The sequence below is a fragment of the Cyanobium sp. L1E-Cus genome, from assembly GCF_024345755.1.
Classification (GTDB): Bacteria; Cyanobacteriota; Cyanobacteriia; order PCC-6307; family Cyanobiaceae; genus Cyanobium_A; species Cyanobium_A usitatum.
The window spans coordinates 140,422-164,291 of the sequence record NZ_JAGQBS010000006.1; the positions used below are offsets into that span (position 1 = coordinate 140,422).

General features: G+C 66.3%; 26 protein-coding genes and 1 pseudogene. 9 read left to right on the forward strand and 18 right to left on the reverse strand.

Features of this window, described 5'->3' with window-relative positions:
* Nucleotides 1-4: 4 nt before the first annotated feature.
* The 5 genes from KBZ22_RS07715 to ruvB are packed head-to-tail and all read right to left on the reverse strand — an operon-like array spanning nucleotide 5 to nucleotide 3,908.
* On the reverse strand, nucleotides 5-595 hold the full coding sequence (locus KBZ22_RS07715) for a HEAT repeat domain-containing protein (RefSeq protein WP_255021603.1): 591 nt from the start codon (nucleotides 593-595) through the stop codon (nucleotides 5-7).
* Entirely contained in the window at nucleotides 592-810 is a 219-nt protein-coding gene (locus KBZ22_RS07720) for a DUF3188 domain-containing protein (RefSeq protein WP_241518347.1), read from the reverse strand. The genes KBZ22_RS07715 and KBZ22_RS07720 overlap by 4 nt, the downstream gene beginning before the upstream one ends.
* Complete coding sequence (locus KBZ22_RS07725; protein ID WP_254941445.1) at nucleotides 807-2,039, reverse strand: amidohydrolase; 1,233 nt, start codon at nucleotides 2,037-2,039, stop codon at nucleotides 807-809. The genes KBZ22_RS07720 and KBZ22_RS07725 overlap by 4 nt, the downstream gene beginning before the upstream one ends.
* Nucleotides 2,040-2,053: 14 nt before the next feature.
* Nucleotides 2,054-2,812, reverse strand: a complete 759-nt coding sequence (locus KBZ22_RS07730; protein WP_255021604.1) for a tetratricopeptide repeat protein — start codon at nucleotides 2,810-2,812, stop codon at nucleotides 2,054-2,056.
* 13 nt (nucleotides 2,813-2,825) lie between these two features.
* On the reverse strand, nucleotides 2,826-3,908 hold the full coding sequence (ruvB, locus tag KBZ22_RS07735; protein ID WP_255021605.1) for a Holliday junction branch migration DNA helicase RuvB: 1,083 nt from the start codon (nucleotides 3,906-3,908) through the stop codon (nucleotides 2,826-2,828).
* 62 nt (nucleotides 3,909-3,970) lie between these two features.
* On the opposite strand from ruvB, the gene smpB reads away from it, so the two are divergent.
* A complete protein-coding gene (smpB, locus tag KBZ22_RS07740; RefSeq protein WP_254929619.1) occupies nucleotides 3,971-4,468 on the forward strand; it encodes an SsrA-binding protein SmpB in 498 nt (165 codons plus the stop codon).
* Between the two features lie 105 nt (nucleotides 4,469-4,573).
* Here the strand turns inward: smpB and KBZ22_RS07745 are convergent, their stop codons facing one another.
* Together KBZ22_RS07745 and KBZ22_RS07750 are read right to left on the reverse strand one after the other, a co-directional pair.
* Nucleotides 4,574-6,592: a protein kinase domain-containing protein gene (locus KBZ22_RS07745; RefSeq protein WP_255021606.1), complete on the reverse strand. Its 2,019-nt coding sequence runs from the start codon at nucleotides 6,590-6,592 to the stop codon at nucleotides 4,574-4,576.
* Entirely contained in the window at nucleotides 6,592-7,593 is a 1,002-nt protein-coding gene (locus KBZ22_RS07750) for a cysteine synthase A (protein ID WP_255021607.1), read from the reverse strand. The genes KBZ22_RS07745 and KBZ22_RS07750 overlap by 1 nt, the downstream gene beginning before the upstream one ends.
* An 81-nt stretch (nucleotides 7,594-7,674) precedes the next feature.
* On the opposite strand from KBZ22_RS07750, the gene egtB reads away from it, so the two are divergent.
* The 5 genes from egtB (at nucleotide 7,675) to KBZ22_RS07775 (ending at nucleotide 11,488) form a co-directional block, all read left to right on the forward strand.
* On the forward strand, nucleotides 7,675-8,829 hold the full coding sequence (egtB, locus tag KBZ22_RS07755; RefSeq protein WP_255021608.1) for an ergothioneine biosynthesis protein EgtB: 1,155 nt from the start codon (nucleotides 7,675-7,677) through the stop codon (nucleotides 8,827-8,829).
* A gap of 1 nt (nucleotide 8,830) precedes the next feature.
* Nucleotides 8,831-9,784, forward strand: a complete 954-nt coding sequence (gene egtD, locus KBZ22_RS07760) for an L-histidine N(alpha)-methyltransferase (RefSeq protein ID WP_255021609.1) — start codon at nucleotides 8,831-8,833, stop codon at nucleotides 9,782-9,784.
* Between the two features lie 17 nt (nucleotides 9,785-9,801).
* Nucleotides 9,802-10,038, forward strand: a complete 237-nt coding sequence (locus tag KBZ22_RS07765; protein WP_254941439.1) for a hercynine metabolism small protein — start codon at nucleotides 9,802-9,804, stop codon at nucleotides 10,036-10,038.
* Nucleotides 10,035-10,505, forward strand: a complete 471-nt coding sequence (locus KBZ22_RS07770) for a hercynine metabolism protein (protein ID WP_255021610.1) — start codon at nucleotides 10,035-10,037, stop codon at nucleotides 10,503-10,505. Before KBZ22_RS07765 ends, KBZ22_RS07770 begins: the two co-directional genes overlap by 4 nt.
* 155 nt (nucleotides 10,506-10,660) lie before the next feature.
* Nucleotides 10,661-11,488, forward strand: coding sequence for a YdcF family protein (locus KBZ22_RS07775; protein ID WP_255021611.1), 828 nt, complete (start codon nucleotides 10,661-10,663; stop codon nucleotides 11,486-11,488).
* A 64-nt stretch (nucleotides 11,489-11,552) separates the two neighbouring features.
* Here the strand turns inward: KBZ22_RS07775 and KBZ22_RS07780 are convergent, their stop codons facing one another.
* The 7 genes from KBZ22_RS07780 to KBZ22_RS07810 are packed head-to-tail and all read right to left on the reverse strand — an operon-like array spanning nucleotide 11,553 to nucleotide 17,942.
* Nucleotides 11,553-11,816 (reverse strand): hypothetical protein, encoded by a 264-nt coding sequence (locus tag KBZ22_RS07780; RefSeq protein ID WP_094559041.1) that lies wholly within the window; start codon nucleotides 11,814-11,816, stop codon nucleotides 11,553-11,555.
* A 43-nt stretch (nucleotides 11,817-11,859) separates the two neighbouring features.
* Nucleotides 11,860-13,392 (reverse strand): lysine--tRNA ligase, encoded by a 1,533-nt coding sequence (lysS, locus tag KBZ22_RS07785; RefSeq protein WP_255021612.1) that lies wholly within the window; start codon nucleotides 13,390-13,392, stop codon nucleotides 11,860-11,862.
* A 39-nt stretch (nucleotides 13,393-13,431) separates the two neighbouring features.
* The gene (gene rpaB / locus KBZ22_RS07790; protein WP_396093328.1) at nucleotides 13,432-14,241 is read right to left on the reverse strand and encodes a response regulator transcription factor RpaB; all 810 of its coding nucleotides are present in this window, start codon (nucleotides 14,239-14,241) and stop codon (nucleotides 13,432-13,434) included.
* Nucleotides 14,242-14,295: 54 nt separating this feature from the next.
* Entirely contained in the window at nucleotides 14,296-15,645 is a 1,350-nt protein-coding gene (locus KBZ22_RS07795; protein ID WP_255021613.1) for an ABC transporter substrate-binding protein, read from the reverse strand.
* A 4-nt stretch (nucleotides 15,646-15,649) separates the two neighbouring features.
* The gene (locus KBZ22_RS07800) at nucleotides 15,650-16,153 is read right to left on the reverse strand and encodes a rod shape-determining protein MreD (RefSeq protein WP_106632917.1); all 504 of its coding nucleotides are present in this window, start codon (nucleotides 16,151-16,153) and stop codon (nucleotides 15,650-15,652) included.
* Complete coding sequence (mreC, locus tag KBZ22_RS07805) at nucleotides 16,150-16,890, reverse strand: rod shape-determining protein MreC (RefSeq protein WP_254941434.1); 741 nt, start codon at nucleotides 16,888-16,890, stop codon at nucleotides 16,150-16,152. Before mreC ends, KBZ22_RS07800 begins: the two co-directional genes overlap by 4 nt.
* Nucleotides 16,891-16,895: 5 nt before the next feature.
* Nucleotides 16,896-17,942 (reverse strand): rod shape-determining protein, encoded by a 1,047-nt coding sequence (locus KBZ22_RS07810; RefSeq protein WP_106632915.1) that lies wholly within the window; start codon nucleotides 17,940-17,942, stop codon nucleotides 16,896-16,898.
* A gap of 129 nt (nucleotides 17,943-18,071) precedes the next feature.
* Here KBZ22_RS07810 and KBZ22_RS07815 point away from each other — a divergent pair, with 129 nt between their 5' ends.
* Nucleotides 18,072-18,473 (forward strand): single-stranded DNA-binding protein, encoded by a 402-nt coding sequence (locus KBZ22_RS07815; protein WP_254941433.1) that lies wholly within the window; start codon nucleotides 18,072-18,074, stop codon nucleotides 18,471-18,473.
* Between the two features lie 12 nt (nucleotides 18,474-18,485).
* Here KBZ22_RS07815 and KBZ22_RS07820 read toward each other — a convergent pair whose 3' ends face one another.
* A complete protein-coding gene (locus KBZ22_RS07820; protein ID WP_255021614.1) occupies nucleotides 18,486-19,145 on the reverse strand; it encodes a DedA family protein in 660 nt (219 codons plus the stop codon).
* Between the two features lie 10 nt (nucleotides 19,146-19,155).
* The gene (ahcY, locus tag KBZ22_RS07825) at nucleotides 19,156-20,595 is read right to left on the reverse strand and encodes an adenosylhomocysteinase (RefSeq protein WP_255021615.1); all 1,440 of its coding nucleotides are present in this window, start codon (nucleotides 20,593-20,595) and stop codon (nucleotides 19,156-19,158) included.
* Between the two features lie 150 nt (nucleotides 20,596-20,745).
* Between ahcY and tsaE the strand changes: the two genes are divergently transcribed.
* On the forward strand, nucleotides 20,746-21,183 hold the full coding sequence (tsaE, locus tag KBZ22_RS07830) for a tRNA (adenosine(37)-N6)-threonylcarbamoyltransferase complex ATPase subunit type 1 TsaE (protein WP_255021616.1): 438 nt from the start codon (nucleotides 20,746-20,748) through the stop codon (nucleotides 21,181-21,183).
* Nucleotides 21,184-21,233: 50 nt separating this feature from the next.
* Here the strand turns inward: tsaE and mutT are convergent.
* Nucleotides 21,234-21,668: pseudogene (mutT, locus tag KBZ22_RS07835) on the reverse strand (8-oxo-dGTP diphosphatase MutT); the annotation flags it as partial.
* 86 nt (nucleotides 21,669-21,754) lie between these two features.
* Between mutT and KBZ22_RS07840 the strand changes: the two are divergent.
* Nucleotides 21,755-23,491, forward strand: coding sequence for a dihydroxyacetone kinase family protein (locus KBZ22_RS07840; RefSeq protein WP_255021617.1), 1,737 nt, complete (start codon nucleotides 21,755-21,757; stop codon nucleotides 23,489-23,491).
* Here the strand turns inward: KBZ22_RS07840 and KBZ22_RS07845 are convergent.
* On the reverse strand, nucleotides 23,476-23,870 hold a 395-nt coding region (locus KBZ22_RS07845), incomplete at its 5' end, for a sigma factor-like helix-turn-helix DNA-binding protein (protein WP_315858603.1). The two genes, KBZ22_RS07840 and KBZ22_RS07845, sit on opposite strands and share 16 nt — an antisense overlap.

Below are 23,870 nucleotides of genomic sequence, written 5' to 3' on the forward strand. Positions count from 1 at the left end.
CAACCTAGCTCTGCAGACCATTGAGCGCCGCGGCCACCACCCGGTGGTCGGGGTCGGCCTGGAGCTGCTGCAAAAGGGCCCGGGATTTGGCATCGCCCTGCTCCCGCACCAGGCGAGCCAGGATCTCGGCGCCGCCCACCCGCACCGTGCCATCGGCGTCTGTGATCGCCATCGAAGCCAGCTCCAGCAACCAGGCCGGATCAATGGCTGGCTGCTCAGCAAGAGCCGAAAGGATGCTGCAGCGCACCAGCCACTGCTGATCGGCTGCAAACCCATCACGCAGCAGGGGCCAGGCCCTCTCAAGGCTGTGGCTCACCAGGGAGTTAGCAGCTTCGGCCCGCACATTGGCGTCCTCATCGCCCTGCATCGCGGCCACCAGCGCCTGCCAGCCGGCCTCGTTTTGCTTCACCCCGAGGCCAGCGCAGCTGAGCGAGCGCACCATGAACATGCTCTGCTCCAGCCCGAGCAGCAGTAATGGCACGGCCTGCTCCACCGCCACCTCCCGCAAACCCACCAGGGCGGGCATGGCCCGGCTGGGGTCTCCGCAAAGGATGGCCTCACGTAGGGCCGATAGATCGGGGGAGGGATTGGTCATACATCCCCATCGTGGCGCAGGGCCGCCAGCAGCTCACGCCGTCGCCGCCGCCGCCCCACGGCACTGGTAACAAGCAGGCCGGTGCCGATCAGTAGGGCCGGCAGGGCTGGGATCCGATCGACGCCGCGGCGCTGCAGCAGCACAAGCAATGCCAGCAGGATCAAAAGGGGCGAGGAGAGGGCCAGCAACCCCCGCAGCCAGGGCCTTTGCCTCACGGGCGCCGCTCCATCCAGCGCAACAGGCTCAAGGTGAGCACGCCAATGCCCACCGGCAGGGCCGCTTCGTCCGGAGCGAAGCTGTTGCTATGCAACGGCGTGCAGCCCTGAGGCCCCGCCACCCCCAGCCGAAACATGGTGCCGCGGATGCCATCGAGCAGTTCGGCGAAATCCTCTGCTCCCAAAGACGGCTGCTCGAGCCACTGCACCTGCTGGCGGCCGAGCAGCTCCACCCCAGCATCCGCCACCAGCTCGGTGAGGGCAGGGTCGTTGTGCACGGGCGGTGAAATCACCCGATAGCGGACCCGGGCCTCGCCGCCATGGCCGCGGCAGAGGGCCTGCACCGTGTCTTCGATCCACCCTGGCAGCTGGGCGTGCACGTCGGTGTCGAGGCAGCGCACCGTGCCGAGCAGGCGCACATGGTCGGCGATCACGTTGAAAGCCTTACCGCCCTCGATCCGCCCGAAACTCACCACCACCGGATGCAGGGCATCAAGGCGGCGGCTGATCGCCTCCTGCAGACCACTCACCACCCGCGCCGCAATCCAAATGGCGTCAGTGCTCTGGTGGGGCCGGGCGCCGTGGCCGCCCTCGCCCAGCACCTCCACCTCCAGCTCACCGGCCGCCGCCGTAAGGCTGCCGCTGCGCACGCCGATCGTGCCCGCCGCCAGGCTGGGAAACACGTGCACACCAAACAGGGCTGCCACGCCGTCCATGGCGCCATCGGCCTTCATCCAGGCCGCCCCCTGGGCCGTTTCCTCAGCGGGCTGAAACAACAGCCGCACCCTGGCCGTGAACAGCTCGGGGTGGCGCTCGGCAAGCTCCGCCAGCAGGTAGGCCACCCCCAGCCCCACGGCGGTATGCAGGTCGTGGCCGCAGGCATGCATCAGGCCCTGCTGGGTGGAGGCGTAGTCGAGGCCGGTGCGCTCCTCCACAGGCAGGGCATCCATATCCACCCGCAGGGCCACCAGGGGGGCGGGCAAGCCATCAAGCCCCTGCTCTGGCCCCAACTCCGCCAGCACGCCGGTGCGGCCGACACCCTCGCGCACCTGCCAACCCCAGCGCCGCAGCTCACCTGCCACCAGGGCAGCGGTCTGCTGCTCATGGCCACTTAGCTCGGGATGGCGATGGATATGACGCCGCAACTGGATCAGCTCCGGCAGCACCTCGGCCAAGGCCTGCTCAAGCCCCAGGGCCTGCCAATTCCAGCTGCAGGGTGTTGCCGTCATTCGAGGGCCATCGTTCAGGGGGCCAAAGCGAGGAATTGCGCCAGAGCTGCCACCGGCTCGGGGGGCCAACGCCGCGTCGCAAGCAACCATTCTTGCTGCCGGTAGCGGGGATCGAGGCCGGAGGCCGCGGCCCAGTTGCTTTCGGCCTCACCGCGAGCCCCCTTCTGCCAGAGCAGGGCGGTGAGACCAGCTCGGGCATCAGCAAACAGGGGATAGCGGCGGATCAGGTTGCGCAGCTGCCGCTCGGCCTCAGCGCGATCGCCCAGCTGGAAGGCCGCCAGGGCGGCACTGGAGCGGGCCATGGCAAAGCCTGGCCTAGCTAGGGAAGCGGCTTCAAAGCAACGGCGCGCCTCCTGCCAGTCACCCAGGGAGCCCTGCACGTTGCCGAGGTTGTAGAGGGCCGAGGCGCGCGGTTCACCCTCATCGCTGGGGGCGCGCTCCAGGATCCAGCGATAGTCGGCTTCGGCGGCAGCCCACTGGCCCAGGGCCTCCTCGGCTGTGCCGCGATTGAGGTGGGGATCGGGGCTCTCGCCGTCGAGCTGCATCGCCTTGGTCTGGTCAGCAATAGCAGCGCGGGGATCGCCCAGGGCGAGCTGCACATTGCCGCGATTACTCCAGGCCGCCGCATCCTCCGGGGCCACCTCCAGCACCTGGTTCCAGAGGGGTAGAGCCTCATCAAAGCGCCCCTGCCGGCTGGCGCTGAGGGCCTGATCAAATAGCTGGGGCAGCAGCAGTTGCAGGCCCAGCAGCAAGGAAAACAACGTAGGAATCATTGTTGGCTGCTGGTCATGCGGCCGCATTAGCCGGCCAGCCCAGGTGGTTGCGGCCCGCCGGGGTAACCAGCCGGCCCCGGGGGGTGCGCTGCAGAAAACCCAGCTGCAACAGGTAGGGCTCCACCACCGCTTCGAGGGTGGAGGAATCTTCGCCGAGACCGGCAGCCAGGGTGTCGAGGCCCACGGGGCCGCCGCCGTAGCCCTCGAGCATCAAGGTGAGCAAACGCCGGTCACTGGCATCGAGGCCGCGGTCGTCAACGCGATGCAGGCTTAGGGCCTCCGCAACTAGGGGCGCTCCGATGCGGCCATGGCCCCGCACCGATGCCACATCGCGCACCCGACGCAGCAGGCGATTGGCAATGCGGGGGGTGCCGCGACAGCGGCGGGCAACTTCCAAGGCGGCCCCACCCTCCAGCTTGATCTGGAGCAGGCCAGCAGCCCGCTCCACAATTTGCTGAAGCTCATCGAGTCCGTAGAACTCAAGCCGCTGAATCAGGCCGAAGCGATCCCGCAGCGGTGAACTCAGCGATCCGGCCCGAGTGGTGGCGCCAACAAGCGTGAAAGGGGGCAGATCCAGGCTGCGGGTGCGGGCCGTCGTGCCCTTACCCACGGTGAGATCGAGGCGGTAATCCTCCATCGCTGGATAAAGAATTTCCTCAGCCACCCGGTTGAGCCGATGAATCTCGTCGATGAACAGCAGCTCATGGGGCTGCAGGTTGACCAGCAGGCCAACGATGTCGCGAGGGCGCTCTATGGCCGGGGCGCTGGTGATGCGGCAGCGCACGCCCAACTCCTCAGCCAGCACCAAAGCCATGGTGGTTTTGCCCAGGCCCGGTGGGCCGTAGAGCAGCACGTGGTCGAGGGCCTCTTGGCGGGCGCGGGTGGCCTCCACCGCGATGGCCAGCACCTGCTTGAGCTCGCTCTGGCCGATGTAATCGGCAAGGCGCTTGGGACGGAGACTGTCCTCCCGGGGCAGGCCACTGGCTACAGAGGGGAGCTCCTCGAGCACGGGAGCGGGATCCACAAGACGCGCTGGTGGCTCGTCGCGGCTGGGGCGGCCGCGGGGCGCCGAAGATCCCGAGGAGACGATGGCCATGCAGCGAGGGTACCGGGGGCTCCCTAGGGTCGGGAGATCAAGGGGACGGTTGCGGAGCAGCGATGGCCAAGGGCGGGGGCAAGAAGAGCGCTAAGGCCCAGCGCGATGCCGCCAACAAGCTGCTGGCTGACAACCGCTTTGCCCGGCATCAATACGAAATTCTGGAAACCCTGGAGTGTGGCCTGGAGCTATTTGGCACCGAGGTGAAGTCGATCCGGGCCGGGCAATCAAACCTGCGCGATGGCTTCTGCCTGATTCGCAAGGGAGAACTGCAGCTGCACAACGTGCACATTTCGCCCCACAGCCATGCCAGCGCATTTTTTAACCACGAGCCGTTGCGGGTGCGCAAATTGCTGGCCCACCGCCGCGAAATTGACAAATTGCGGATTGGCCTAGATCAAAAAGGCCTCACCCTGATTCCCCTGAACCTGCATCTCAAGGGCTCCTGGATCAAGTTGACAATCGGTCTGGCCAAGGGCCGCAAGCTGCACGACAAGCGTCACGAGGAGCGGCGCAAGCAGGACATCAAGGACGCCAAGGCCGCAATCGCCCGGCTCTGAATTGGGGGGCCGGAGCGCTCGACCTACCCGCCCATATGCCTCCCGGATTCCGTACAACTTTCACTGAACCCGGGAGATGCCCAACACCCCACCCCCTCGCTGGAGTCAGTTCACTGGCGGTGGCACGGGCGGTGGTGGCGCGGCGGCGGGCTGTTCGAGCACTGCCGGAGCCTGGGGAGGCTCTGGCTGGGCCGCCGGCGCCTGCGGTGAGGGTTCGGGGACGGCCACCGGCGGCGTCTCGACAGGGGGCGGATCGGCCCGCAACGACAGGGTGATCAGAGCCGGCGCCACGCCCTCGTTGGTCACCAGCAACTGCACTGGGGAGTTCTTTTGCACCCCCAAACTGACCACCCGCAGGGGCCCCTTGGCTTCCAGCAGCTCGCCATCGGCACCAAACACACTCATCTGCATCAAGGGCGAGCCGTTCACGCCCAGCACCAGGCGATAGCCCGGCGGCAACCGCACCGGGAACAGCCGGGCACCACCAGCCTCCACCTGAGCTGAAATCACCTGGGTTGCCTGGGCCTGGGCCTGAATCGCCTCGATCTGCACGTTGGCCAGGCCCTGCTCCGCCGCGGCAAACCACAGCTGGCGAAATGGCTCGGCAGGGATGTCAGCGCCGGGGCGGCCGGGCAGCAGGCTCTGGGCACTGCCCGACACCAGCTGGCGCAACACCGCCGAGCTGAGTCCCTGGCTAACCAGGGCCTGCTGACGCTTCTCCCAGTCACCGTTTGTGTAGGAACCCAAGCGGCGCCGAATCTCGAGGGGTAGCTGCTCCACCCGAGCCAGCCACTCCTCTGCAAGCTCATTCCAAACCTTGCGCAGAGGGGAGTCGTCGAGGGAATCGCTGGGCAGGCGGCCGCCCCGCTCTGGAAACTGGGCCAGCAGGCTGGCATCCACCAACTTCAAGAACCAGCCCCGATCCACCTGCATAGCCCTCAGCCGGTTAAGCAGCTGCTGGCGCTGATCCACCTCCGCCGGCGGCAGGCTGTTGGGCAACTGCAGGGCCGCATCAGGAATGGGCATGGTCAAGCGACCGCGGCTCAGCCACCACCAGCCCAGGGCAGTGCCCACGACCGCCGACAGCACCAGGGCAATCACCACCGGCCAGACGCCGCCTTCAGCGACCTCCTCGCGCTCCTCCAAGCGGCTACGCAACGAGGGCGAAGGCGGCTGGGGCGGCTCCAGTGCGGGTTCAGCAGGAGCTTCAGGTGCTGCGGGTGCTGGTGCTGCGGGTGCTGGTGCTGGAGGTGCTGGTGCTGGAGGTGCAGGTGCGGGAGGTGGTGGGGGCACCAGGGCGACGGTGCGGTCGGCGCGGGGCACCGGACCGGTGCTCTCTGGCATGGGTATGGCCTGAAAGGCAGCCAGGGCCTGGAAGGCGGAAGCGAAGCGCTCGCCGGGCTGGCGCTCCAGCAAGCGGCCGATTTGAGCCTGCAAGGCCGGTTCAGCCGTGAGGGCCGCCGGCCAGCGCCAGTCCATGGTGACCGGATCCAGTAGCCGGCCGGGCTCCTCGCCGCTGAGCAGCACCAGGGCCACCACCCCAAGGGCGTGCAGGTCCATCCAGGGCTCGGGATCGGCGACCCGAACCCGCTCGGGTGGGGCGTAGCCCGGGGTAGCGGCGGCCGTGCCTGCCACCAGGCCGAAATCGAGCAAGACCGGCAGCCCGTCGCTGTCGCGGCGCAACAGGTTGGCGGGGCTGAGGTCGCCGTGCACCAGCGCCTGGCTATGCAACACGGCCAGCACCGGCAGCAGCTGGCGCAGCAGCAGCAGCACCTCGCCGGCACCGAAGACCAACTGGCGCTCGGCACGGGCCTGCAGCAGCAGTTGGTAGGTACGGCCGGCCTGCCATTCGCGCACCAGCCACAAACCCTCCTGGGCCTGAATGGCCGCCCCGAGCCGGGGCACCTGGGGATGGAGCAGCCCCTGCAGCTGGCCCCAGAGCTGGCGCGCCCGAGCCGGGTCGATCGCTGGGCCCAGCAGCCGCAAGGCCATCGGCGCCTCGGCGGCTAGCTGATCGCTAGCGCGCCAGAGTTCCCCCTGGGGAGCCTCTGCCGGCGGGGCGGAGCTGAGGCGTTGCTCGAGCCGGTAGCGCTCGCCGATCAACTGACCCACCTGCACCGCCATCAGCCCACCTCCAGCGAGGGCCGCAGGGGTTGGTGTAACCCCTTGCCCACCAGCCAATCGGCTTCATAAAGCCGAGATCGGTAGCGATCGCCGCTATCGCACAACACGGTCACGATCGTGTGACCAGGACCAAGCCGCCGGGCCGTTTCCACCGCCGCGGCCACATTGATGCCCACCGAGCCGCCCAAAAACAGGCCCTCCTGCCACAGCAGCTGATAGATCGTCTCGAGCGCGGTCTGGTCGTCGATGCGCACTGCATCATCGATGGGAGCACCCTCCAGGTTGGCGGTAACGCGGCTGTTGCCAATCCCCTCGGTAATCGAACTTCCCTCACTGACCAGCTCACCCCGGCTGGCCCAGCTGTGTAGGGCACTGCCGTGGGGGTCGGCCAGCACGCAGCGCACGGCTGGGTTCTGCTGCTTCAAATACAGGGCAACCCCGGCATAGGTGCCGCCGGTGCCAGTGGCCGCCACCCAGGCATCCACCGCCCCATCGGTTTGCTGCCAGATCTCCGGGCCGGTGGAGTTGAAGTGAGCGCGGCGGTTAGCCAGGTTGTCGAACTGGTTGGCCCACACTGCCCCTGGCGTTTCGGCGGCGATACGGCCCGAAAGCCGCACGTAGTTGTTGGGGTCGCGGTAAGACACCGCCGGCACCGTGCGCACCTCGGCGCCAAGGCTGCGCAGCAGGCCGATCTTCTCAGCCGACTGGGTGTCGGGAATCACGATCAGGGCCCGGTAGCCGCGGGCGTTGCAGAGGTGGGTGAGGCCAATGCCGGTGTTGCCAGCGGTGCCTTCCACCACCGTGCCTCCAGGCTGCAGCAGCCCCTGCTCCTCCGCCTCCAGCAGGATGCCCAGGGCGGCGCGATCCTTCACCGACCCCCCAGGATTCATGAACTCGGCCTTGCCGAGGATCTCGCAGCCCGTTTGCTCGCTCAGGGCATTGAGCCGGATCAGGGGCGTGTTGCCAACGGCGCCCACGAACCCTGAAGTGATGCCGGCCATATCCGCGTGCAATGCGTGGCGGGATCGTAGGCAAGGTCCCTAAGGTCGGGCCTGAATTAGCCCCAGATTGGCGGCAGCGGCATGGGGCAGGAGCTGAAGGCGCGCTATGCGCAGGTGCGCCAACGCAGCCTCGAGCTTGTGGCTCCCCTGCAGCCCGAAGACGTGTGCCTGCAGGGCATGGCCGATGCCAGCCCGCCCAAGTGGCACCTGGGCCACACCACCTGGTTTTTTGAGCAGTTTGTGCTGCGCAGCCCCGTGTCGCCAGAGGCCTGGGGCTTTCTTTTCAACAGCTATTACGACTCAGTAGGAGCCCGCCACCCCCGGCCCCAGCGGGGCCTGCTCAGCCGGCCGGCCCTGGCCGAGGTGCTGGCCTGGCGGCAGCGGCTGGATGGGGCCCTGCTCAGCCTGCTGGAGCAGCTGGAGCCGGGCGATCCCCGGCTGGAGCTGGTGGAACTGGGGCTGCAGCACGAGCAGCAGCACCAGGAGCTGCTGCTGATGGACCTGCTGGATGGCTTCAGCCGCAACCCGCTCGAGCCGGCATATGGCCCAGAGCCGGAGGCTGCCTATCAAGCGAGCGTTGCCCAAGAGCCCACCTGGCTGCAGCACGAGGGGGGGCTGGTGGAGATCGGCCATCCAGGTGGCAGCTTTCATTTCGACAACGAGGCGCCCAGGCACCGCCAATGGCTCGAACCCTTTGCGCTTAGCTCCCGTTTGGTGAGCAACGGCGAATTTGCAACCTTCATTGCCGATGGCGGCTACAAGAGGCCGGAGCTGTGGATGAGCGAGGGCTGGGCGGTGGCGCAAGCCCGAGGCTGGCAGGGACCGCGCTACTGGCGCGACGGCGACGAGGAGTTTTCACTGGCGGGGCGTCAGCCGCGGCGCCCCGAGTTGCCGGTGCGGCACCTGAGCTGGTTTGAAGCCGATGCCTACGCCCGCTGGGCGGGTGCCCGGCTGCCGGGCGAAGCCGAATGGGAGCTGCTGGCACCCCAACTTGACCAGGCCTTCGGGGTGCTCTGGCAGTGGAGCGCCAGCCCCTACCGGCCCTATCCGGGCTTCGCGCCAGCGGCCGGGGGGGTAGGGGAATACAACGGCAAGTTCATGAGTTCCCAGATGGTGCTGCGCGGCAGCTGCTTCCTCACCCCGCCTGGCCACGAACGGCTCACCTACCGCAACTTCTATCCACCGGCGAGCCGCTGGCTGGCCGGTGGCCTACGCCTAGCCCGCGATGGCGGCTGACATGCAACTGATCGACCTCCACCCCGAACCGGCCGACATGCGGCGGCTGGTGCGCGAGGGCATGGCCCAGCAACCGCGTCAGCTGCCGGCCTGGCTGCTGTACGACGCCGAAGGCTCACGGCTGTTTGAGGCGATCTGCGAGCAGCCGGAATACGGGCTCACCCGCACCGAAACTGCCCTGCTGGAAGCGCGGGCGCCTGGGCTGGCGGCGGCCCTTGGGGAAGGGGTGCTATTGGAGTTTGGCGCCGGCAATGCCCGCAAGGTGGGGCCCCTGCTCGAGGCGCTGCAGCCACCGGCCTATGTAGCCCTCGACATCAGCGCCGATCATCTTCAGCAGAGCTGCGTGGCCCTGCAGGCGCGCCACCCGGCAGTGCCCGTGCTCGGCATCTGTTGCGACTACAGCGCCCTGCGGCAGCTGCCCGAGCACCCCTTACTCAGCGGCCAGCGGCGCTTGGGTTTCTATCCAGGCAGCTCAATCGGCAACTTCAGCCCCGAGGAAGCGCAGGCGCTGCTGCAGCAGCTGGGCCAACTGCTGGGCCCTGGCGCCAGGCTGCTGATCGGCATCGACCAGCCCAAAGCCGTGGCACGGTTGGAGGCCGCCTACAACGATGCCGCCGGCGTGTCGGCGGCCTTTGCCCGCAACCTGCTGATACGGCTCAACCGCGACCTGGCGGGCAGCTTCAACCCCGACGCCTTCGCCTACTCCGCCCGGTGGCAACCCGAGCACAGCCGCATCGCCATGGCCCTGGTGAGCCGCGAAGCGCAAACCGTGCAGCTGGCGGGGGAGGCCTGGAGCTTTGCGGTGGGCGAGCCGCTGATCACTGAGTACAGCGTCAAGTACGACCCGGTGGCCTTCCTCGCCCTCGCCGCCCGCGCCGGCTGGCGGGGCGCTGGCCGTTGGAGCGATCCGGCCGACGACCTTTCGCTGCACCTGCTGGTGACGGCAGACTCCTGACATCAGGTAGGAGATCCATGGGTCGTGAAGAGCAACGGGCCACCATGCGCCAGGTGCGCGAGGGCCTGATCACCGAGCTGGAGGAGCTGTATAGGGGCGCCTTTGATCGCATCGGCAGCCAGGACCTAGGCGAAGGGGCAATCGCCCGACTCACCCAGCTGCTGCTGCGCTCCCGCGAAGCGGCGATCACACCGCTCCAGCAAGAGATCGAGGCGCCATTGATCACCACGCCCGCCGGGCAGCCCGCCCCGTGAGCTGGCTCGACGAGCTGGAGGCGCAGCTGGATCAGCAACTTGCGGCCTTTCTCGCCGCCAACCCCAGCCAGGAAGCCCTGCTTGGCGAGCAGGAAGCGCGGGATCGCCAGGCCCGACTGGTGGGGCAGCGGCGCCAGTTGCAAAGGCAGGCGGAACAGGAGCGCCAGGCCCTGCTGCAATTGGCCGCTGAAATCCGCTGCTGGCAGGAACGGCTTGCCAAGACCCGCGCCGCCGGCGCCACAGCCCTGGCCGAGCGGGCTGAAGCCCACCAGCTGGGCCTGATGGAACAGGGCCGGCTGCGCTGGCAACGCCTCGGGGAACTGGGGGTGAGCTTCGCGGCCGTGGAGCGCGATCTGCGCGAACTGGAGAGCCGTCCCCGCCCGCCAAAGGCCTCCAGCCTGGAGCAGGACTGGGCCAGCTTCGAGGCCGAACAGGCCTTGGAGACGTTGCGCCGGCGCCAGGGCTGAAAACAAAAGCAGAGCTACGCCGGAGTCTCCTGTCGTGTCGCTCCACCGTTCGACGCGTTCCAAGCCCGAGCCCTGCTGTATTCCGTACAGGCTGTACAGAATCCTGGAGAGCCCACAATCACAGCCGCTGACGCCCAGCCCAACCACCTGCCGCCATGGGTTTTCTGTTGTCCAAACTGCTGCCGTTGCTGCTCTACCCGCTGGGTCTAGGGCTGCTGCTACAACTCCTGGGCCTGGCTGCGGCGGCCAAAGGCAGTGAGCAAGGCAGTCGCCGGCGACGTCAGGCCAGCCTCTGGCTAAGTGGCACGGGGGTGGGACTGATCTGGCTGTGTGCCATGCCGCTCAGCAGCCGCCAGCTGATCTGGGGCTTGGAGGATCGGGCGGCGGCGCTCACCCCGCGGCAGCTGCCCCGTGCCGACGCGGTGGTGGTGCTGGGCGGCGGCTTGCGGCCGGCCCTGCCACCCCGGCAGGGTGTCGAAGTGGCGGAAGGGGGCGACAGGCTGCTGCGCGGCGTGCAACTGGTGCGCAGGGGCCTGGCTCCCCTGCTGGTGACCAGCGGTGGACGGGTGAGCTTCACGGGCCATGATCCCGCCCCACCTGAAGCGCTCTGGGCAAGGGATCTGGCCCAGGAGCTAGGGCTGCCAGCCGATCGGATCCTGATCAACCCCGGCTCCCGCACCACCGCCGAGGAGGCTCGCGACATCGGCGCCCTGGGCCGGCGGCGGGGCTGGACCCGGGTTCTGCTGGTCACCAGTGCTTTTCACATGCCCCGCTCTCTGGCCACCTTCCAGCGGCGCAGCGGCCTGACGGTGGTGCCGGTCGCCTGCGACTACCAGCTGCCGGATCGTGCCCACTACGGCAAACCCACCTTGGGCAACACGCTCAAGAGTTTGTTGCCCGACGCCGAAGCGCTCTACCTGAGCACCTTGGCCCTGAAGGAGCACTTGGGGCTGGCGATCTATCGGCTACGGGGCTGGAGTTGATCGAGCTGGCTTGTGGTAAGGCCTGTTGACCTTCAAGCCTTTTGGCGTTCAAGCCTTTGGGCGTTCAAGCCTTGGGCGCCGGGGGCACCAGGCTGACGCCATCGGGTGGCGGAGTGGGATCGGGATCGGCGATCAGCATGTGCTGCAGCACGATCTCGGGACGTTCACTATCCCGCCAACGAATTCGGTAGGCGGGCATCTTGGTGCCACGGCTGGTGGTCTGCTCCACCGGCTCCATCACCCAGCCCCGGCGCGAGCGACCCTGGGGGTTGCGCTTCACCACAGCATCCGCGTGTTTGAAGCGAAAACCAACGCGCTCGCCACTCATGGAATCGCTGACCCCGGATGGGGGAGATTGCCTACTAGAGGGATTATCCCATTGCGCCAGGCCCAACCTCCTGACGGGCCTCCGAACGCACCTCCGGACGTAAGAGGGGGAAGGCGATCACATCACGGATCGAGGGGCTGTCGGTGAGAAGCATCACCAGTCGATCAATGCCAATTCCCAGGCCGCCCGTGGGGGGCATACCCACCTCCAGTGCTTGGATGAAGTCCTCGTCAACGCCTTGCGCCTCTTCGTCGCCGGCAGCACGGCGCTCCTGCTGGGCCTCAAGCCGCTGGCGCTGGTCCACCGGATCGATCAACTCGCTGAAGGCGTTGGCGGTTTCACGGCCCACGATGAAAAGCTCAAACCGCTCCACCATGCCGGGCTTGCTGCGATGGGCTCGGGCCAGGGGTGAGTTCTCCACGGGGTAGTCGATCACGAAGGTTGGCTGGATCAGATCCGCCTCCACTCGCTGCTCGAAGGCCTCCACCAACAACCGGCCGACGGAATCGGCCAGGGCTGGCACCTCCAGCCCCTGGGCTCCCATGGCTGCAGCCGCTGCCTCTCGGCTATCAAAAGAATTGAAATCAAGGCCGGTGGCGGCTTGCACCAACTCGTGCATGGTGGCCCGCCGCCAAGGGGGCGCCAGGTCGATGTCGGTGCCCTGATAGCTGATCTCGGTGCTACCGCACACCTGTTGGCATACGTGGGCAATCAGCTGCTCAGTGAGCGCCATCATGTCGGTGTAGTCGGCATAAGCCTGGTAGATCTCCACCGAGGTGAACTCGGGGTTGTGGCGGGTGCTGATCCCCTCGTTGCGAAAGATGCGCCCCAGCTCGTAGACCCGCTCAAAGCCGCCCACTACCAGCCGCTTGAGGTGCAGCTCGGTGGCGATGCGCAGGGTGAGGGGTAGATCGAGGGCGTTGTGGTGCGTCTCAAACGGGCGAGCATCAGCACCACCGGGCACGCTCTGCAGCACCGGCGTTTCGATCTCCAAAAAGTCGCGCTCATCGAGCCAGCGACGCATGGAGCTCACCGCCACGGCCCGGCGCCGGAAGGTTTCGCGGGTGTGGGGCGACACGATCAGATCCAAGTAGCGCTGGCGGTAGCGCTTCTCCACATCCGCCAGGCCGTGCCACTTATCGGGCAGGGGCTGGAGGCTCTTGCAGAGCATGGTCCAGCCCTTGACCTTCACCGAAAGCTCACCGCGATCGGTGCGGCGCAGGCTGCCCTGCACGCCGATCAGGTCACCGGCATCCACCAAAGAAGTGAGGTGAGCGAAAGCCTCGGGGTCCTCCGGCATGGACGCCTCGAGGGTGGGCTTCTCAATAAACAGCTGAATCGGACCGGTTTCATCAGCCAGGGTGAAGAAGGCGAGCTTGCCCATCACGCGGCGAGTCATCACCCGGCCTGCCACGGCCACTTCCAGTTGCCGCTCCTCTCCGTTGGCTAGGTCGACATGGTCCTGCTGCAAAGCCGCCGTGCGGTGGCTGGGCTCAAAGCGCAGGCCGTAGGGACCCTGGCCGAGGGCGGCTAGGGCGGCGGCTTTCTCCAGACGGGTCTCGCGCAGATCCGACAAGGCAGACAGGGGACTGAATCGGCCCATCCTGCAGGAGCGCTAGCCGTTTGCAGCCAGGCTTGCTTCCGCCATCCGCTGGGAGGCGTAGCCAGTGCCGCGAACCGTGAGGATCAGCTCCGGATTGCGGGGGTCGGGCTCGAGTTTGCCGCGCAGGCGAGCTACGTACACGTCCACCACCCGCAAGTCGGCGGCGCGGCGGGGGGGATAGCCCCAAAGCTGCTCAAGGATTTCGGCCCGGGGCACCACCCGACCCGGTTCTCGGAACAGCAGCTCAAGCAGGCTGAATTCGGTGTAGGTAAGCCCGATGCGCTCGCTGTCGCGGGTCACTTGGCGGCGGTTGGTGTCCACCACCAGATCACCCACCCGCAGCACACCGCTGCCGCTGGGCACCTCGCGAGGCTCGGCAGAGGCTGAACCGCGGCCAACCCGTCGCAAAATTGTGGCGATGCGGGCTTCGAGCTCCTTGGGGCTGAAAGGCTTGGGCAGATAGTCGTCAGCCCCGAGGTCTAGGCCCGACACCCGCTCGGCGATTGCATCAAGGGCCGAGAGGAAAATGATCGGCACGCAGGATTCAGCCCGCAGCCGGCGGCAAACCGCAAAGCCGTCCAACTTGGGCAGCATCACATCGAGCACGACGAGATCGGGCTGCTCTTGGTGAAACAGGCTGAGGGCTTCCTCGCCGTCCTCAGCGCAGATCACCCTGTAGCCAGCCAGCTGCAAGCGCATCACCAGCACCCGGCGCACGGCGGCTTCGTCATCTACCACCATCACGGTGGCTTTGGGCTCGACCGGGGCAGGCCCCAGGGAATCGGAGAAGGCGTCTGAAATGGGCCTGTCCTCCGAAGGCATGGGCGGTGCGCCGGGATGAAGAATCGTAACCATACCGCTCGATGCCCCCTGGGGTCACCCCCAACGGGCTCGGGAGTAGCGGTTCCACTCGTCAGCCGCAGCAGTCAAGGCCGCATCACTGGCCACCTGGCCAAGCATGGCGCGCTGCAGCTGGGTGTACACAATCGCCTGCAGTCGTTTCACCCCCGGGCTCGCAGGCACCAGCACCCTGGCCTGGCGAAGAGCCTGGGCCGACAGCAACCGGGCCCGCTGAACCAGGGCCTCTTGCGCCCCAGCCCCAGCCCCAAGAGCAGTAGCAGTCGCCAGGCTGGCCTCCAGCTGCTGCAGGGCTTGCCGGTTGGAGGGCAGCACCCGCGCCTGCTCGGCGAAGGCCAACTGGTTGGGGCCATTGGTGAGAAATAGGGCGAAGCGGGCCGCTTCGGCCGCCAGGACGCTCTGCTTGGGCACCACCAGATTCATCACCGCCACGTTGGCCTCAGCGCTGGCACCCGTGAGCGGCGCAAAGGGTGCCGTGACCGCTGCAATGCCGGGAGCATTGGTCTGCAGGTTGCGCAGGAAGTCGGGGCCCGTGGCCACCTGGGCCAGGTCGCCCGATTGGTAGAGCTCGATGGCTCTCCGGTAGCCCTGGCTCACCACCTCCCGCGGCAGCAGACCGCGACGGTAGAGGTCACTCCAGAAGGCAAAGGCACGCCGCCCTGCGGGGCTATTAAAGGCGGCTCGTTGCTCCCCATCCAGCAACTTCACCCCCATCTGCACCAGGGTCTCGAGCAGCTCGGCGGAGTCGTCGGGCACCACGGTGACAAACAAGGCGTAGCGGCCCGTGCGGCGGCGCACGGCCTCGGCAAAGGCCGGCACCTGGTCCCAGGAAGCCGGTGGGGCGCTGTAGCCGGCCCGCTCAAGCAGCCGGCGGTTGGCCATGGTGATCCGCGCGGTCAAATACCAAGGAATGGCAAATTGCTGGCCCCCCTGCCCCTGGCGGCCTGCCTCCCAGATCGCTGGCAAATAGGCATCAGCAGCCCCCTCCGGCAGCACATCACTTAGATCAAGCAGCCCCCCCTTGCTGGCCAGGTTGGCCGCGAAAGGGGGGTTGAGATTCACCAGGTCCGGGGCGGTGCGGGCAAACACAGCCGCCAGCAACTTGCGCTCTACCGAGCTCCAAGGCACGTCGGTCCAGCGCACCTGCAACCCGGGGTTCTGGCCCTCCCAGGCTGCGATCAGCTCCCGCAAATAGCCGTTGAACTTGGGGGCCAGGTCCAGGGTCCAGAAATTCAGCACCTGGGCCGCCGCGGAATCAGTCCCCGGACCAGTCCTGCCACAACTGCCCAGGCCCGCTGCCAGCAGGGCAGCAGCGGAGCCGCCACCAAGAAGCTCAAGGAAACGCCGCCGTGTCTGGATCAATGCCATCTACTCAGCCTCGCCCGCCCTGGATCTGCTGGCGCCAGAGCAGCAGCTGCAGGGAGCAAAGCAGCGGTGCCAGCAGGGCCGTGAGCAGGGTTTGGGCCAGCCAGGTGTGCAATGCGGGCTCAAGGGGCCAGGGGCCCAGCAACCGGCTCTGCAAAATCAGGCTGCCGCCAAGCAGGGCCGCACCCAACAGGGCCAGCAGGCCAAGACTGAAGCTGCGCTCGATCGGCGGCCCCTGGCGGCCCAGCCGGCCCCACCACCAGCCCAGCAGGGCCAGGGCAGGAATCTGCGTAATAGACCCGGGGTGCAAAGCATCAAGCAGCAGTCCCAGCCCAGCCCCAGCCAGGGCGCCGGAGAGGGGTCCATCGGCCAGGGCCCAGGGCAGCAGCCAAAGCACGGACCAAGCCGGGGGAATGCCCGCCAGCTTTAGGGGCCCGGGCGCAGCAAGCACCAGCCAGGGCACTACTAAAGCCGTAGCCACACACCAACCGTGGCGGGCCAGCCGACTCATGGCAGCCGCACCTGCACCCAGTCGACCGCCTCAAGCGGAGCACTCAGCTGCACCACGGCCTCGGTCGCCGGTACGGCCCGGTCGTCGACCGACTGGATCACACCCACCGTGAGGTTGGGAGGCACCAGGGTGCTGGCGGGGGAGGTGACGACCACATCCCCCGGGCGCACGCCTGGATCCTTCTCCAGAAAGCGCAGCAAGGGGCGGCTGGTGCCAATTCCCGTGAGCAAACCATGGCGCCGAACCCGTCCCACCCAGACGCCAACCCGGCTGCCGGGATCGGTTAGCAGGGTGACGCTGGCAGTAGTGGGAGTAACGCCGGCAATCCTGCCAATCAGCCCCCCCGGCGCCGTCACCGCCATGCCGGGCCGTAGGCCCTGCAACTCGCCGCGGCCAATCACGAGCTGCTGCCACCAGCCCCCTGTCTGGCGCGAGATCACTGCTGCCGCCAATTCGCGGCCCCCCTGACCCTGCAGCTCGAGCAAGCTGCGCAGCCGTCGGTTGTCGGCATCCAGCTGGCGCAAGCGGGTTTGATCGTTGAGAGCCTGGCCGCTACGCACCCACTCACCCTGGGCACTACCGGGCCAGAAAGGCCTGCTCAACAGGGCGTAAGCATCAGTAAAACCCACTCCTTTGCTGAGCCGCACGGCCAGCAGGGCCAGCACCAGCAAGGCCCAGGGCCAGGCCTGAACTACAGCGCCCAGGGCGGGAAGGCGAAGCCTGCGGCCGGCCTGCATCGGGATCAGGCGGTCTGACGCACGAAGTCAGGGGTGTCGAGCACGCGCTGCAGCCGCTTGTAGTCCTCAAGCACCATGCCGCAGCCGTTCACCACGCACAGCAGCGGGTCTTCTGCCACATGGGTAAGGATGCCGGTCTCGTGGCTGATCAGGTCGGTGATGCCGCGCACTTGGGCACCACCACCGGCCAGCATGATGCCGCGATCGACGATGTCGGCGGCCAGCTCAGGCGGCGTGCGCTCCAATGTGCGCTTAACGGCTTCCACGATCACGTTGAGGGGTTCGGCCATGGCCTCGCGAATATCGCCGGCGCGGACGTTGATGGTGCGGGGCAGACCGGAGAGCAGGTGCAGGCCGCGCACATCCATGGAGGTGTTGTCGTGGGCATCGTCAGGGAAGGCGGAGCCGATGCGGATCTTGATGTCCTCGGCGGTGCGCTCGCCCACCACCAGGTTGTGCACCTTCTTGAGATAGACGCCTATGGCGTCACTGAGTTCGTCGCCAGCCACCCGCACCGACTCGCTCAGCACGGTGCCGCCCAGGCTGAGCACGGCCACTTCAGTGGTGCCGCCACCTATATCAACAATCATGGTGCCCACCGCCTCGGTGACGGGCAGGCCCGCGCCGATGGCGGCCGCCACCGGCTCATCAATTAGGTGCACCTCACGGGCGCCGGCCAGGCCGGCTTCCCGCACAGCACGGCGCTCCACACCTGTAACTCCACTGGGGATGCCGATCACCAATCGGGGCGCCACGATGCCGCGGCCTTCATTGGCCTTGCGAATAAAGGTTTTGATCATCTGCTCGGCGGCGTCGAAGTCGGCGATCACGCCGTCACGCAGGGGCCGCACGGCGCGAATGTTGCCGGGGGTTCGGCCCAGCATCATCTTGGCCTCATCACCCACGGCCAGGGGCACACCCCGCTCCAGATCCATGGCCACCACAGAGGGCTCCTGGAGCACGATGCCTTTGCCCGACACGAAGATCAGGGTGTTGGCGGTGCCCAGATCAATACCGATATCGCGCGAAAACTGGAAACGACGGAAAAACACGGACGCCCGGCCTGCAAGGGCCGAATCATACGAGGGTGTTACAGACGGCTCTAACGGTGGAACTGATGAAAGGTGGCAGCCGAACCGGGTGCCGCATCATTGATCCATCAGCAACAGGAGACATCAACCATGGGCGTGAATTCCATCACCCTTGTCGGCCGGGCCGGCCGCGACCCCGAAGTCCGCTATTTCGAATCAGGCAGTGTGGTGGCCAACCTCACCCTCGCCGTCAACCGCCGCAGCCGTGACGACGAGCCCGACTGGTTCAACCTCGAAATCTGGGGCAAACAAGCCCAGGTAGCCGCCGACTATGTCCGCAAAGGGGCCCTGGTGGGCATCATCGGCAGCTTCAAGCTTGACCGCTGGACCGACAGGGCCAGCGGTGAGGAGCGCACCAAGCCCGTGATCCGGGTAGACCGGCTGGAATTGCTCGGCTCTAAACGCGACGCCGAAGGTGGCGGCGGCATGGGAAGTGGCATGGGAGGAGGCTTCGGTGGTGGCTCTCCAAGCGAGGAGGAAGTGCCCTTCTAAGCCGGGTCTGGCTCAGTGGGAATCGCGGCGCTTCTTCCAGATGCGCAGCCCCAGCCAGACGGCGCCAGCGGCCAAGGCCAGCAACAGCACCAGCTTCACAGCCTTGGCCACCGGCTCGATCCACTGCTCCACATTTGTGTAGCCCTCACCCAGGGCCAGGCCCGCCAAGGTGAGCGATAGGGTCCAGATAAGGCTGCCGGCCGTGGTCCAAAGCAGGAAAGGCGCTATGGGCATCATCTCGATGCCCGCGGGCACCGATATCAAGGTGCGGATGCCAGGCACAAGCCGGCCCCAAAACACCAAAGCGGTGCCGTATTTGGCAAACCAATCGCGGCTGCGGTGCAGCTCCTTAGGGCTAATACCAATCCAGCGGCCGTGGCGCGCCAGCCATTGCTCAAGGCGCTGCTCGTTTATCAGCCGGCCAATGCCATACCAAGGCAAAGCCCCCAGCACGGTGCCGAGCAGCCCCGCCACTACTACTGGCAGCAGGGCCAATTGGCCCTGCTGCACATAAAAGCCCCCGAGGGGCATAATCAATTCGGAGGGGATCGGCGGGAAGAGGTTCTCAAGGAACATCGCCGCAAAGATCGCTCCATAACCAAGCCAGGGATTGGCCTCCACTGCCGCACCGATCAGCTGAGGCAGCTGTTGCACCAGTTCGCCAATCCCCATCGGGCTCGCCTCAGTAGCGGTAGTGATCGAGCTTGTAGGGCCCGGCTACCGGCACGTTGATGTAATCGGCCTGCTCCTGGGAGAGCTCGGTGAGCTTGGCGCCGATCTTGTCGAGGTGGAAGCGGGCCACCATCTCATCGAGGTGCTTTGGAAGCACATACACCTGCTTGGCATACTGGTCGCCCTTGGTGAACAGCTCAATTTGAGCCAGCACCTGGTTGGTGAAGGAGGCGCTCATCACAAAACTGGGATGGCCTGTAGCGCAACCCAAATTCACCAAACGGCCCTCAGCCAGAAGAATGATTTTGTTGCCGCTGGGCAGCAAGATGTGATCAACCTGAGGCTTGATGTTGTCCCAGGCGTACTGCTTGAGGGATGCCACATCGATCTCATTGTCGAAGTGACCGATGTTGCAAACGATCGCCTGATCCTTCATCTGAATCAGGTGCTCGTGGCGGATCACCTTGAAGTTGCCCGTGGCAGTCACGAAGATGTCCACATCGCCCACCACGTCATCAAGACGCACGACGCGATAGCCCTCCATTGCGGCCTGCAGGGCGCAGATGGGGTCAACTTCGGCGATCATCACCGTGGCGCCAAGACCGCGCAGGGACTGAGCTGAGCCCTTACCCACATCGCCGTAGCCAAGCACCAAGGCAACCTTGCCGGCCACCATCACATCAGTGGCGCGCTTGATGCTGTCCACCAGGGATTCGCGGCAACCATAAAGGTTGTCAAACTTGCTCTTGGTAACCGAATCGTTGACGTTGATCGCCGGGAAGGGCAGCTCACCGCTCTTCTGCATTTGATAGAGACGGGCCACACCGGTGGTGGTCTCCTCGGTAACGCCCTGAATTTCGGCGTAGATGCGGGAGTAGAAGCCAGGCTGGGCGGCCAGCTTTTGGCGAATGCTGTTGAAGAGGGCAGTCTCCTCTTCGTTAGAGGGGTTATCTAGAACTGAAAGATCGCTTTCAGCCTTCGAACCCAGCACCACGAGTCCAGTGGCATCGCCACCGTCGTCAAGAATCATGTTGGGCGTGCCGCCATCGCCCCACTCAAGAATGCGGTGGGTGAAGGCCCAATACTCATCAAGGGTTTCGCCCTTGTAGGCAAACACTGGAACGTTGGCCGCAGCAATCGCGGCAGCAGCGTGATCCTGGGTTGAAAAGATGTTGCAGCTGGCCCAGCGCACTTCGGCGCCAAGGGCGACCAAAGTTTCAATCAGAACCGCAGTCTGAATCGTCATATGCAGGGAACCTGCAATGCGCGCGCCCTTGAGGGGCTGCTCAGCGCCAAACCTGGAGCGCAGGGCCATTAGGCCAGGCATCTCAGTTTCAGCAATTGCAATCTCCTTGCGGCCAAAATCGGCCAGGCCGAGATCGGCAATCACATAGGTGTTGGTGCTGTGCAGCACGGGCGCGGAGGCCGTTGAGGCGGGTGAAGCCACCATGGGTTTTGTTGGGGTACTGCTCGCTCCCGGCTGGGAGGGCGTGGTTTGGAAATATCTGCGGAGACGCCGAGGCTTCGGGCTCGCTGAAAATGCAATCTACAAGGAGCACCTCAACTCTCGTGATCCAAGCCCCGTGATCCAAGCCCTGTGATGCAAGCCCTAAGAGATGCCGCCGCCACCCAGTCCTTCGGGCGGCAACTGGCGCTGCGTCTACCCGCTGGCAGCATCCTTTTGCTGGCAGGTGACTTGGGGGCCGGCAAAACCTGCCTGGTGCAGGGCCTGGCCGCCGGCCTCGGAATTGAGGAACCAATCACCAGCCCCACCTTCGCCCTCGCCCAGCACTACACGCTGCCGAAGGGCGGCGGGCTGGTGCACCTCGATCTCTACCGGCTGGAGCTGCCCGCCGCCGCCGACGAACTATTTGCCCAGGAGGAGGAGGAAGCTCGATCCCTAGGCGCCCTGCTGGCGGTGGAGTGGCCCGAGCGACTCAGCAGCGCACCGGCCGGCTGCTGGCAGATCCAGCTCAGCTTGAGCGACCCCTTCAACCCAGAAGCTGGACGCCTGATTGAGGTGCGTTCGCCGAGCTGATCGACCGACCGGGGCAGCTTGCTGTTTTATTTGACTAGCTAAGTCTTGGCTTAGCTAGCTGCCGCGAATGAAGGGGCCGCCGCCAACAGCGCAGCAATAATCTGGGTGTTAGCCGCCGGGAAGGGATATTCGCCCAGCTGCTCAGGCCGCACCCAGCGCACCTGCTGGGAGGCCAGCGGCTGGGGCTCGCCGCTCAACCAGGTGCAGAGATGCACCACAAAGCACAACCTCTTATGGCTGTAGGCGTGCTCCACCACGATCAGCTCCTCGCCCACCTCCACCTCAATCGCCAACTCCTCCTCCAACTCACGGCGGATCGTTTCAACGATCGGCTCACCCGGCTCCTGCTTGCCACCAGGAAATTCCCACAGCCCCCCCAGCAAACCCTCATTGAGCCGCTGATCGATCAGCACCTCACCGGCGCCGTTGCGCACCACCCCCACGCCGATCACCTGGAACGGCAACTCGCTGGGGGCATCCATCACGGCGTGGCAGCGGCATGGGCGGCAGCGTAGACAGCGCCCCGTAAACGTTTGTGGCACGGCCAATTGAGCCCGAATATTTTGGCGCCATGAGCTACCTGCCTACAGAACCCGAGGACTTCGCCAGCAAAGCCATCGACGGCTTTGTGGCTGCCCATCCCCGCCACGTTCAGCGCACCGATGGCGGCGTGATCCGCTTAGCACCGATCCCCAGCGGCCAGGTGGGTGTCGTCGTGGGCGGCGGCTCCGGCCACTATCCAGCCTTTGCCGGCCTGGTGGGCCGGGGTCTGGCCGCCGGGGCCGTTTGCGGCAACATCTTTGCTTCGCCCTCGGCAGGTCAGGTGCTGCGGGTGGGATCGGCCGTGGAACGGGGAGCAGGCCTGCTGCTGAGCTTCGGCAACTACGCCGGAGACGTGTTGCACTTCACGCTCGGAGCCGAAAGGCTGCGCCGCCAGGGAATCGACGTGCGCATCGTGACGGTCACCGACGACATCGCCAGCGCCCCCATCGACCAACCAGAACTGCGGCGTGGCATCGCCGGTGGCTTAGTTGTGTACAAGGTGGCAGGTGCGGCCGCCGAAGCCGGACTGCCCCTCGACGAGGTGGAGCGGCTGGCCCGCAAAGCCAATGGCCGCACCCGCAGCCTGGGGGTGGCCTTCAGTGGCTGCACCCTGCCGGGAGCCAGCCAGCCGTTATTTGAAGTGCCCAGCGGCCGCATGGCCATTGGCATGGGGCTCCACGGCGAACCGGGGCTGTCGGAAGGGCCCCTCACCGATGCCGACAACTTGGCGGCACTACTGGTGGAACAGCTGCTGGCCGAACGGCCGGCGGATGTACCCGAGGACCAGCAACGGCTGGTGGTGCTGCTGAACGGGCTGGGCAGCTTCAAATACGAAGAGCTGTTCGTGCTCTTCGGGGCCGTAAACCAGGAGCTCCTGGCCAGGGGGGTGGTGCTGGCCGACTGTGAGTGCGGCGAGTTGGTCACCAGCCTGGATATGGCCGGAGTTTCACTCAGCCTCTGCTGGTTGGATGCGGAACTGGAAGGCTTCTGGAGCGCCCCCGCCGATAGCGCTGCCTTCCGCCGGGGCGCCCTTAGCCCTATCCCGGCGGCAGATCCCGCGGCGGAACTGGACTCCAAACAGCAAACAGCTGTCAGCAAGACTGCTACGCAAGACAGCCCAGAGTTCACAGCAGCCCAAAACTCCCTACTGGCCCGCTTCGAGGCGGTGGAAAAGGCCTTGGAGCAGCGGGCTGAGGAACTCGGGGCTCTAGATGCCGTGGCCGGCGATGGTGACCATGGCCTCGGAATGCTGCGGGGCATTCGGGGCGCCCGGCAGAGCGCCATCCACGCCTGCACCCGGTGCTGCAGCACCGGGGAAGTGCTGATGGAAGCAGGAGAAGCCTGGTCTGACCACGGCGGTGGCACCTCCGGAGCCCTATGGGGTGGAGCCCTGCTGGCTGCCGGCAACTCGATAGCTCAAGCAAGTGAAGTTGGAGCTACAGAGATTGCAGCAGCTTTCGACGCCGCCCTACAGGCCGTGGTCGGCCTCGGCAAGGCGGTTCCCGGCGACAAAACCATGGTGGATGCCCTCCAGCCCTACTGCCTACAGCTGCGCTCGGAGCTGCAGGCCGGAGTGGCCCTCGATCAAGCCCTGCAGAACGCTGCGGAAACCTGCCTAGTGGCGGCTAAAGCAACCGCAGAAATGCTGCCAAAATTGGGGCGAGCACGCCCCCATGGCAGCCGCAGCCTGGGACATCCAGACCCTGGTGCCATGTCGCTGGCCTACTGCTTGATCGCAGCAACCCAGGCTCAACCTGCTACGTAAGCCTCTACGGCATCGCTGATGCGGCGCAGGCCGGCCAGGCCGTCACGCTCCAGGTTGCGCACCCGATCACGGCTGATGCCGAGGATGCGGCCGATACCGGTGAGGCTCATCGGCTCGCCACCCTCAGGGTTGTCGGCGCAGGGGATGCCATAGCGCATCTTCAGCACCCGCCCCTGCAGCTCCGGCAGTTGCTCCAGCAGCGCTCGCAGGTCGCCCTTTAGGCACTCTCCATCCACCCGCTCCTCCGGCAGTTCCGCATCTCCTGCCAGCAGGTCCAGCAGTTCGGTGTCATCACCGTCGCCCACCTTCGTCTCCAAGCTCACCGGTTGGCGCGCACGGCACAGCAGATCCTTCACCTCTTCTTCTGGCAGTTCCACCG

Bases quoted from the DNA above. Each gene is read 5' to 3' on its own strand.
- KBZ22_RS07715 (WP_255021603.1), bottom strand. From the start codon at position 595: ATGACCAATCCCTCCCCCGATCTATCGGCCCTACGTGAGGCCATCCTT.
- KBZ22_RS07725 (WP_254941445.1), bottom strand. From the start codon at position 2,039: ATGACGGCAACACCCTGCAGCTGGAATTGGCAGGCCCTGGGGCTTGAG.
- KBZ22_RS07730 (WP_255021604.1), bottom strand. From the start codon at position 2,812: ATGATTCCTACGTTGTTTTCCTTGCTGCTGGGCCTGCAACTGCTGCTG.
- ruvB (WP_255021605.1), bottom strand. From the start codon at position 3,908: ATGGCCATCGTCTCCTCGGGATCTTCGGCGCCCCGCGGCCGCCCCAGC.
- smpB (WP_254929619.1), top strand. From the start codon at position 3,971: ATGGCCAAGGGCGGGGGCAAGAAGAGCGCTAAGGCCCAGCGCGATGCC.
- KBZ22_RS07745 (WP_255021606.1), bottom strand. From the start codon at position 6,592: ATGGCGGTGCAGGTGGGTCAGTTGATCGGCGAGCGCTACCGGCTCGAG.
- KBZ22_RS07750 (WP_255021607.1), bottom strand. From the start codon at position 7,593: ATGGCCGGCATCACTTCAGGGTTCGTGGGCGCCGTTGGCAACACGCCC.
- egtB (WP_255021608.1), top strand. From the start codon at position 7,675: ATGGGGCAGGAGCTGAAGGCGCGCTATGCGCAGGTGCGCCAACGCAGC.
- egtD (WP_255021609.1), top strand. From the start codon at position 8,831: ATGCAACTGATCGACCTCCACCCCGAACCGGCCGACATGCGGCGGCTG.
- KBZ22_RS07765 (WP_254941439.1), top strand. From the start codon at position 9,802: ATGGGTCGTGAAGAGCAACGGGCCACCATGCGCCAGGTGCGCGAGGGC.
- KBZ22_RS07775 (WP_255021611.1), top strand. From the start codon at position 10,661: ATGGGTTTTCTGTTGTCCAAACTGCTGCCGTTGCTGCTCTACCCGCTG.
- KBZ22_RS07780 (WP_094559041.1), bottom strand. From the start codon at position 11,816: ATGAGTGGCGAGCGCGTTGGTTTTCGCTTCAAACACGCGGATGCTGTG.
- rpaB (WP_396093328.1), bottom strand. From the start codon at position 14,241: ATGCCTTCGGAGGACAGGCCCATTTCAGACGCCTTCTCCGATTCCCTG.
- KBZ22_RS07795 (WP_255021613.1), bottom strand. From the start codon at position 15,645: ATGGCATTGATCCAGACACGGCGGCGTTTCCTTGAGCTTCTTGGTGGC.
- KBZ22_RS07800 (WP_106632917.1), bottom strand. From the start codon at position 16,153: ATGAGTCGGCTGGCCCGCCACGGTTGGTGTGTGGCTACGGCTTTAGTA.
- mreC (WP_254941434.1), bottom strand. From the start codon at position 16,890: ATGCAGGCCGGCCGCAGGCTTCGCCTTCCCGCCCTGGGCGCTGTAGTT.
- KBZ22_RS07815 (WP_254941433.1), top strand. From the start codon at position 18,072: ATGGGCGTGAATTCCATCACCCTTGTCGGCCGGGCCGGCCGCGACCCC.
- KBZ22_RS07820 (WP_255021614.1), bottom strand. From the start codon at position 19,145: ATGGGGATTGGCGAACTGGTGCAACAGCTGCCTCAGCTGATCGGTGCG.
- ahcY (WP_255021615.1), bottom strand. From the start codon at position 20,595: ATGGTGGCTTCACCCGCCTCAACGGCCTCCGCGCCCGTGCTGCACAGC.
- tsaE (WP_255021616.1), top strand. From the start codon at position 20,746: ATGCAAGCCCTAAGAGATGCCGCCGCCACCCAGTCCTTCGGGCGGCAA.
- KBZ22_RS07840 (WP_255021617.1), top strand. From the start codon at position 21,755: ATGAGCTACCTGCCTACAGAACCCGAGGACTTCGCCAGCAAAGCCATC.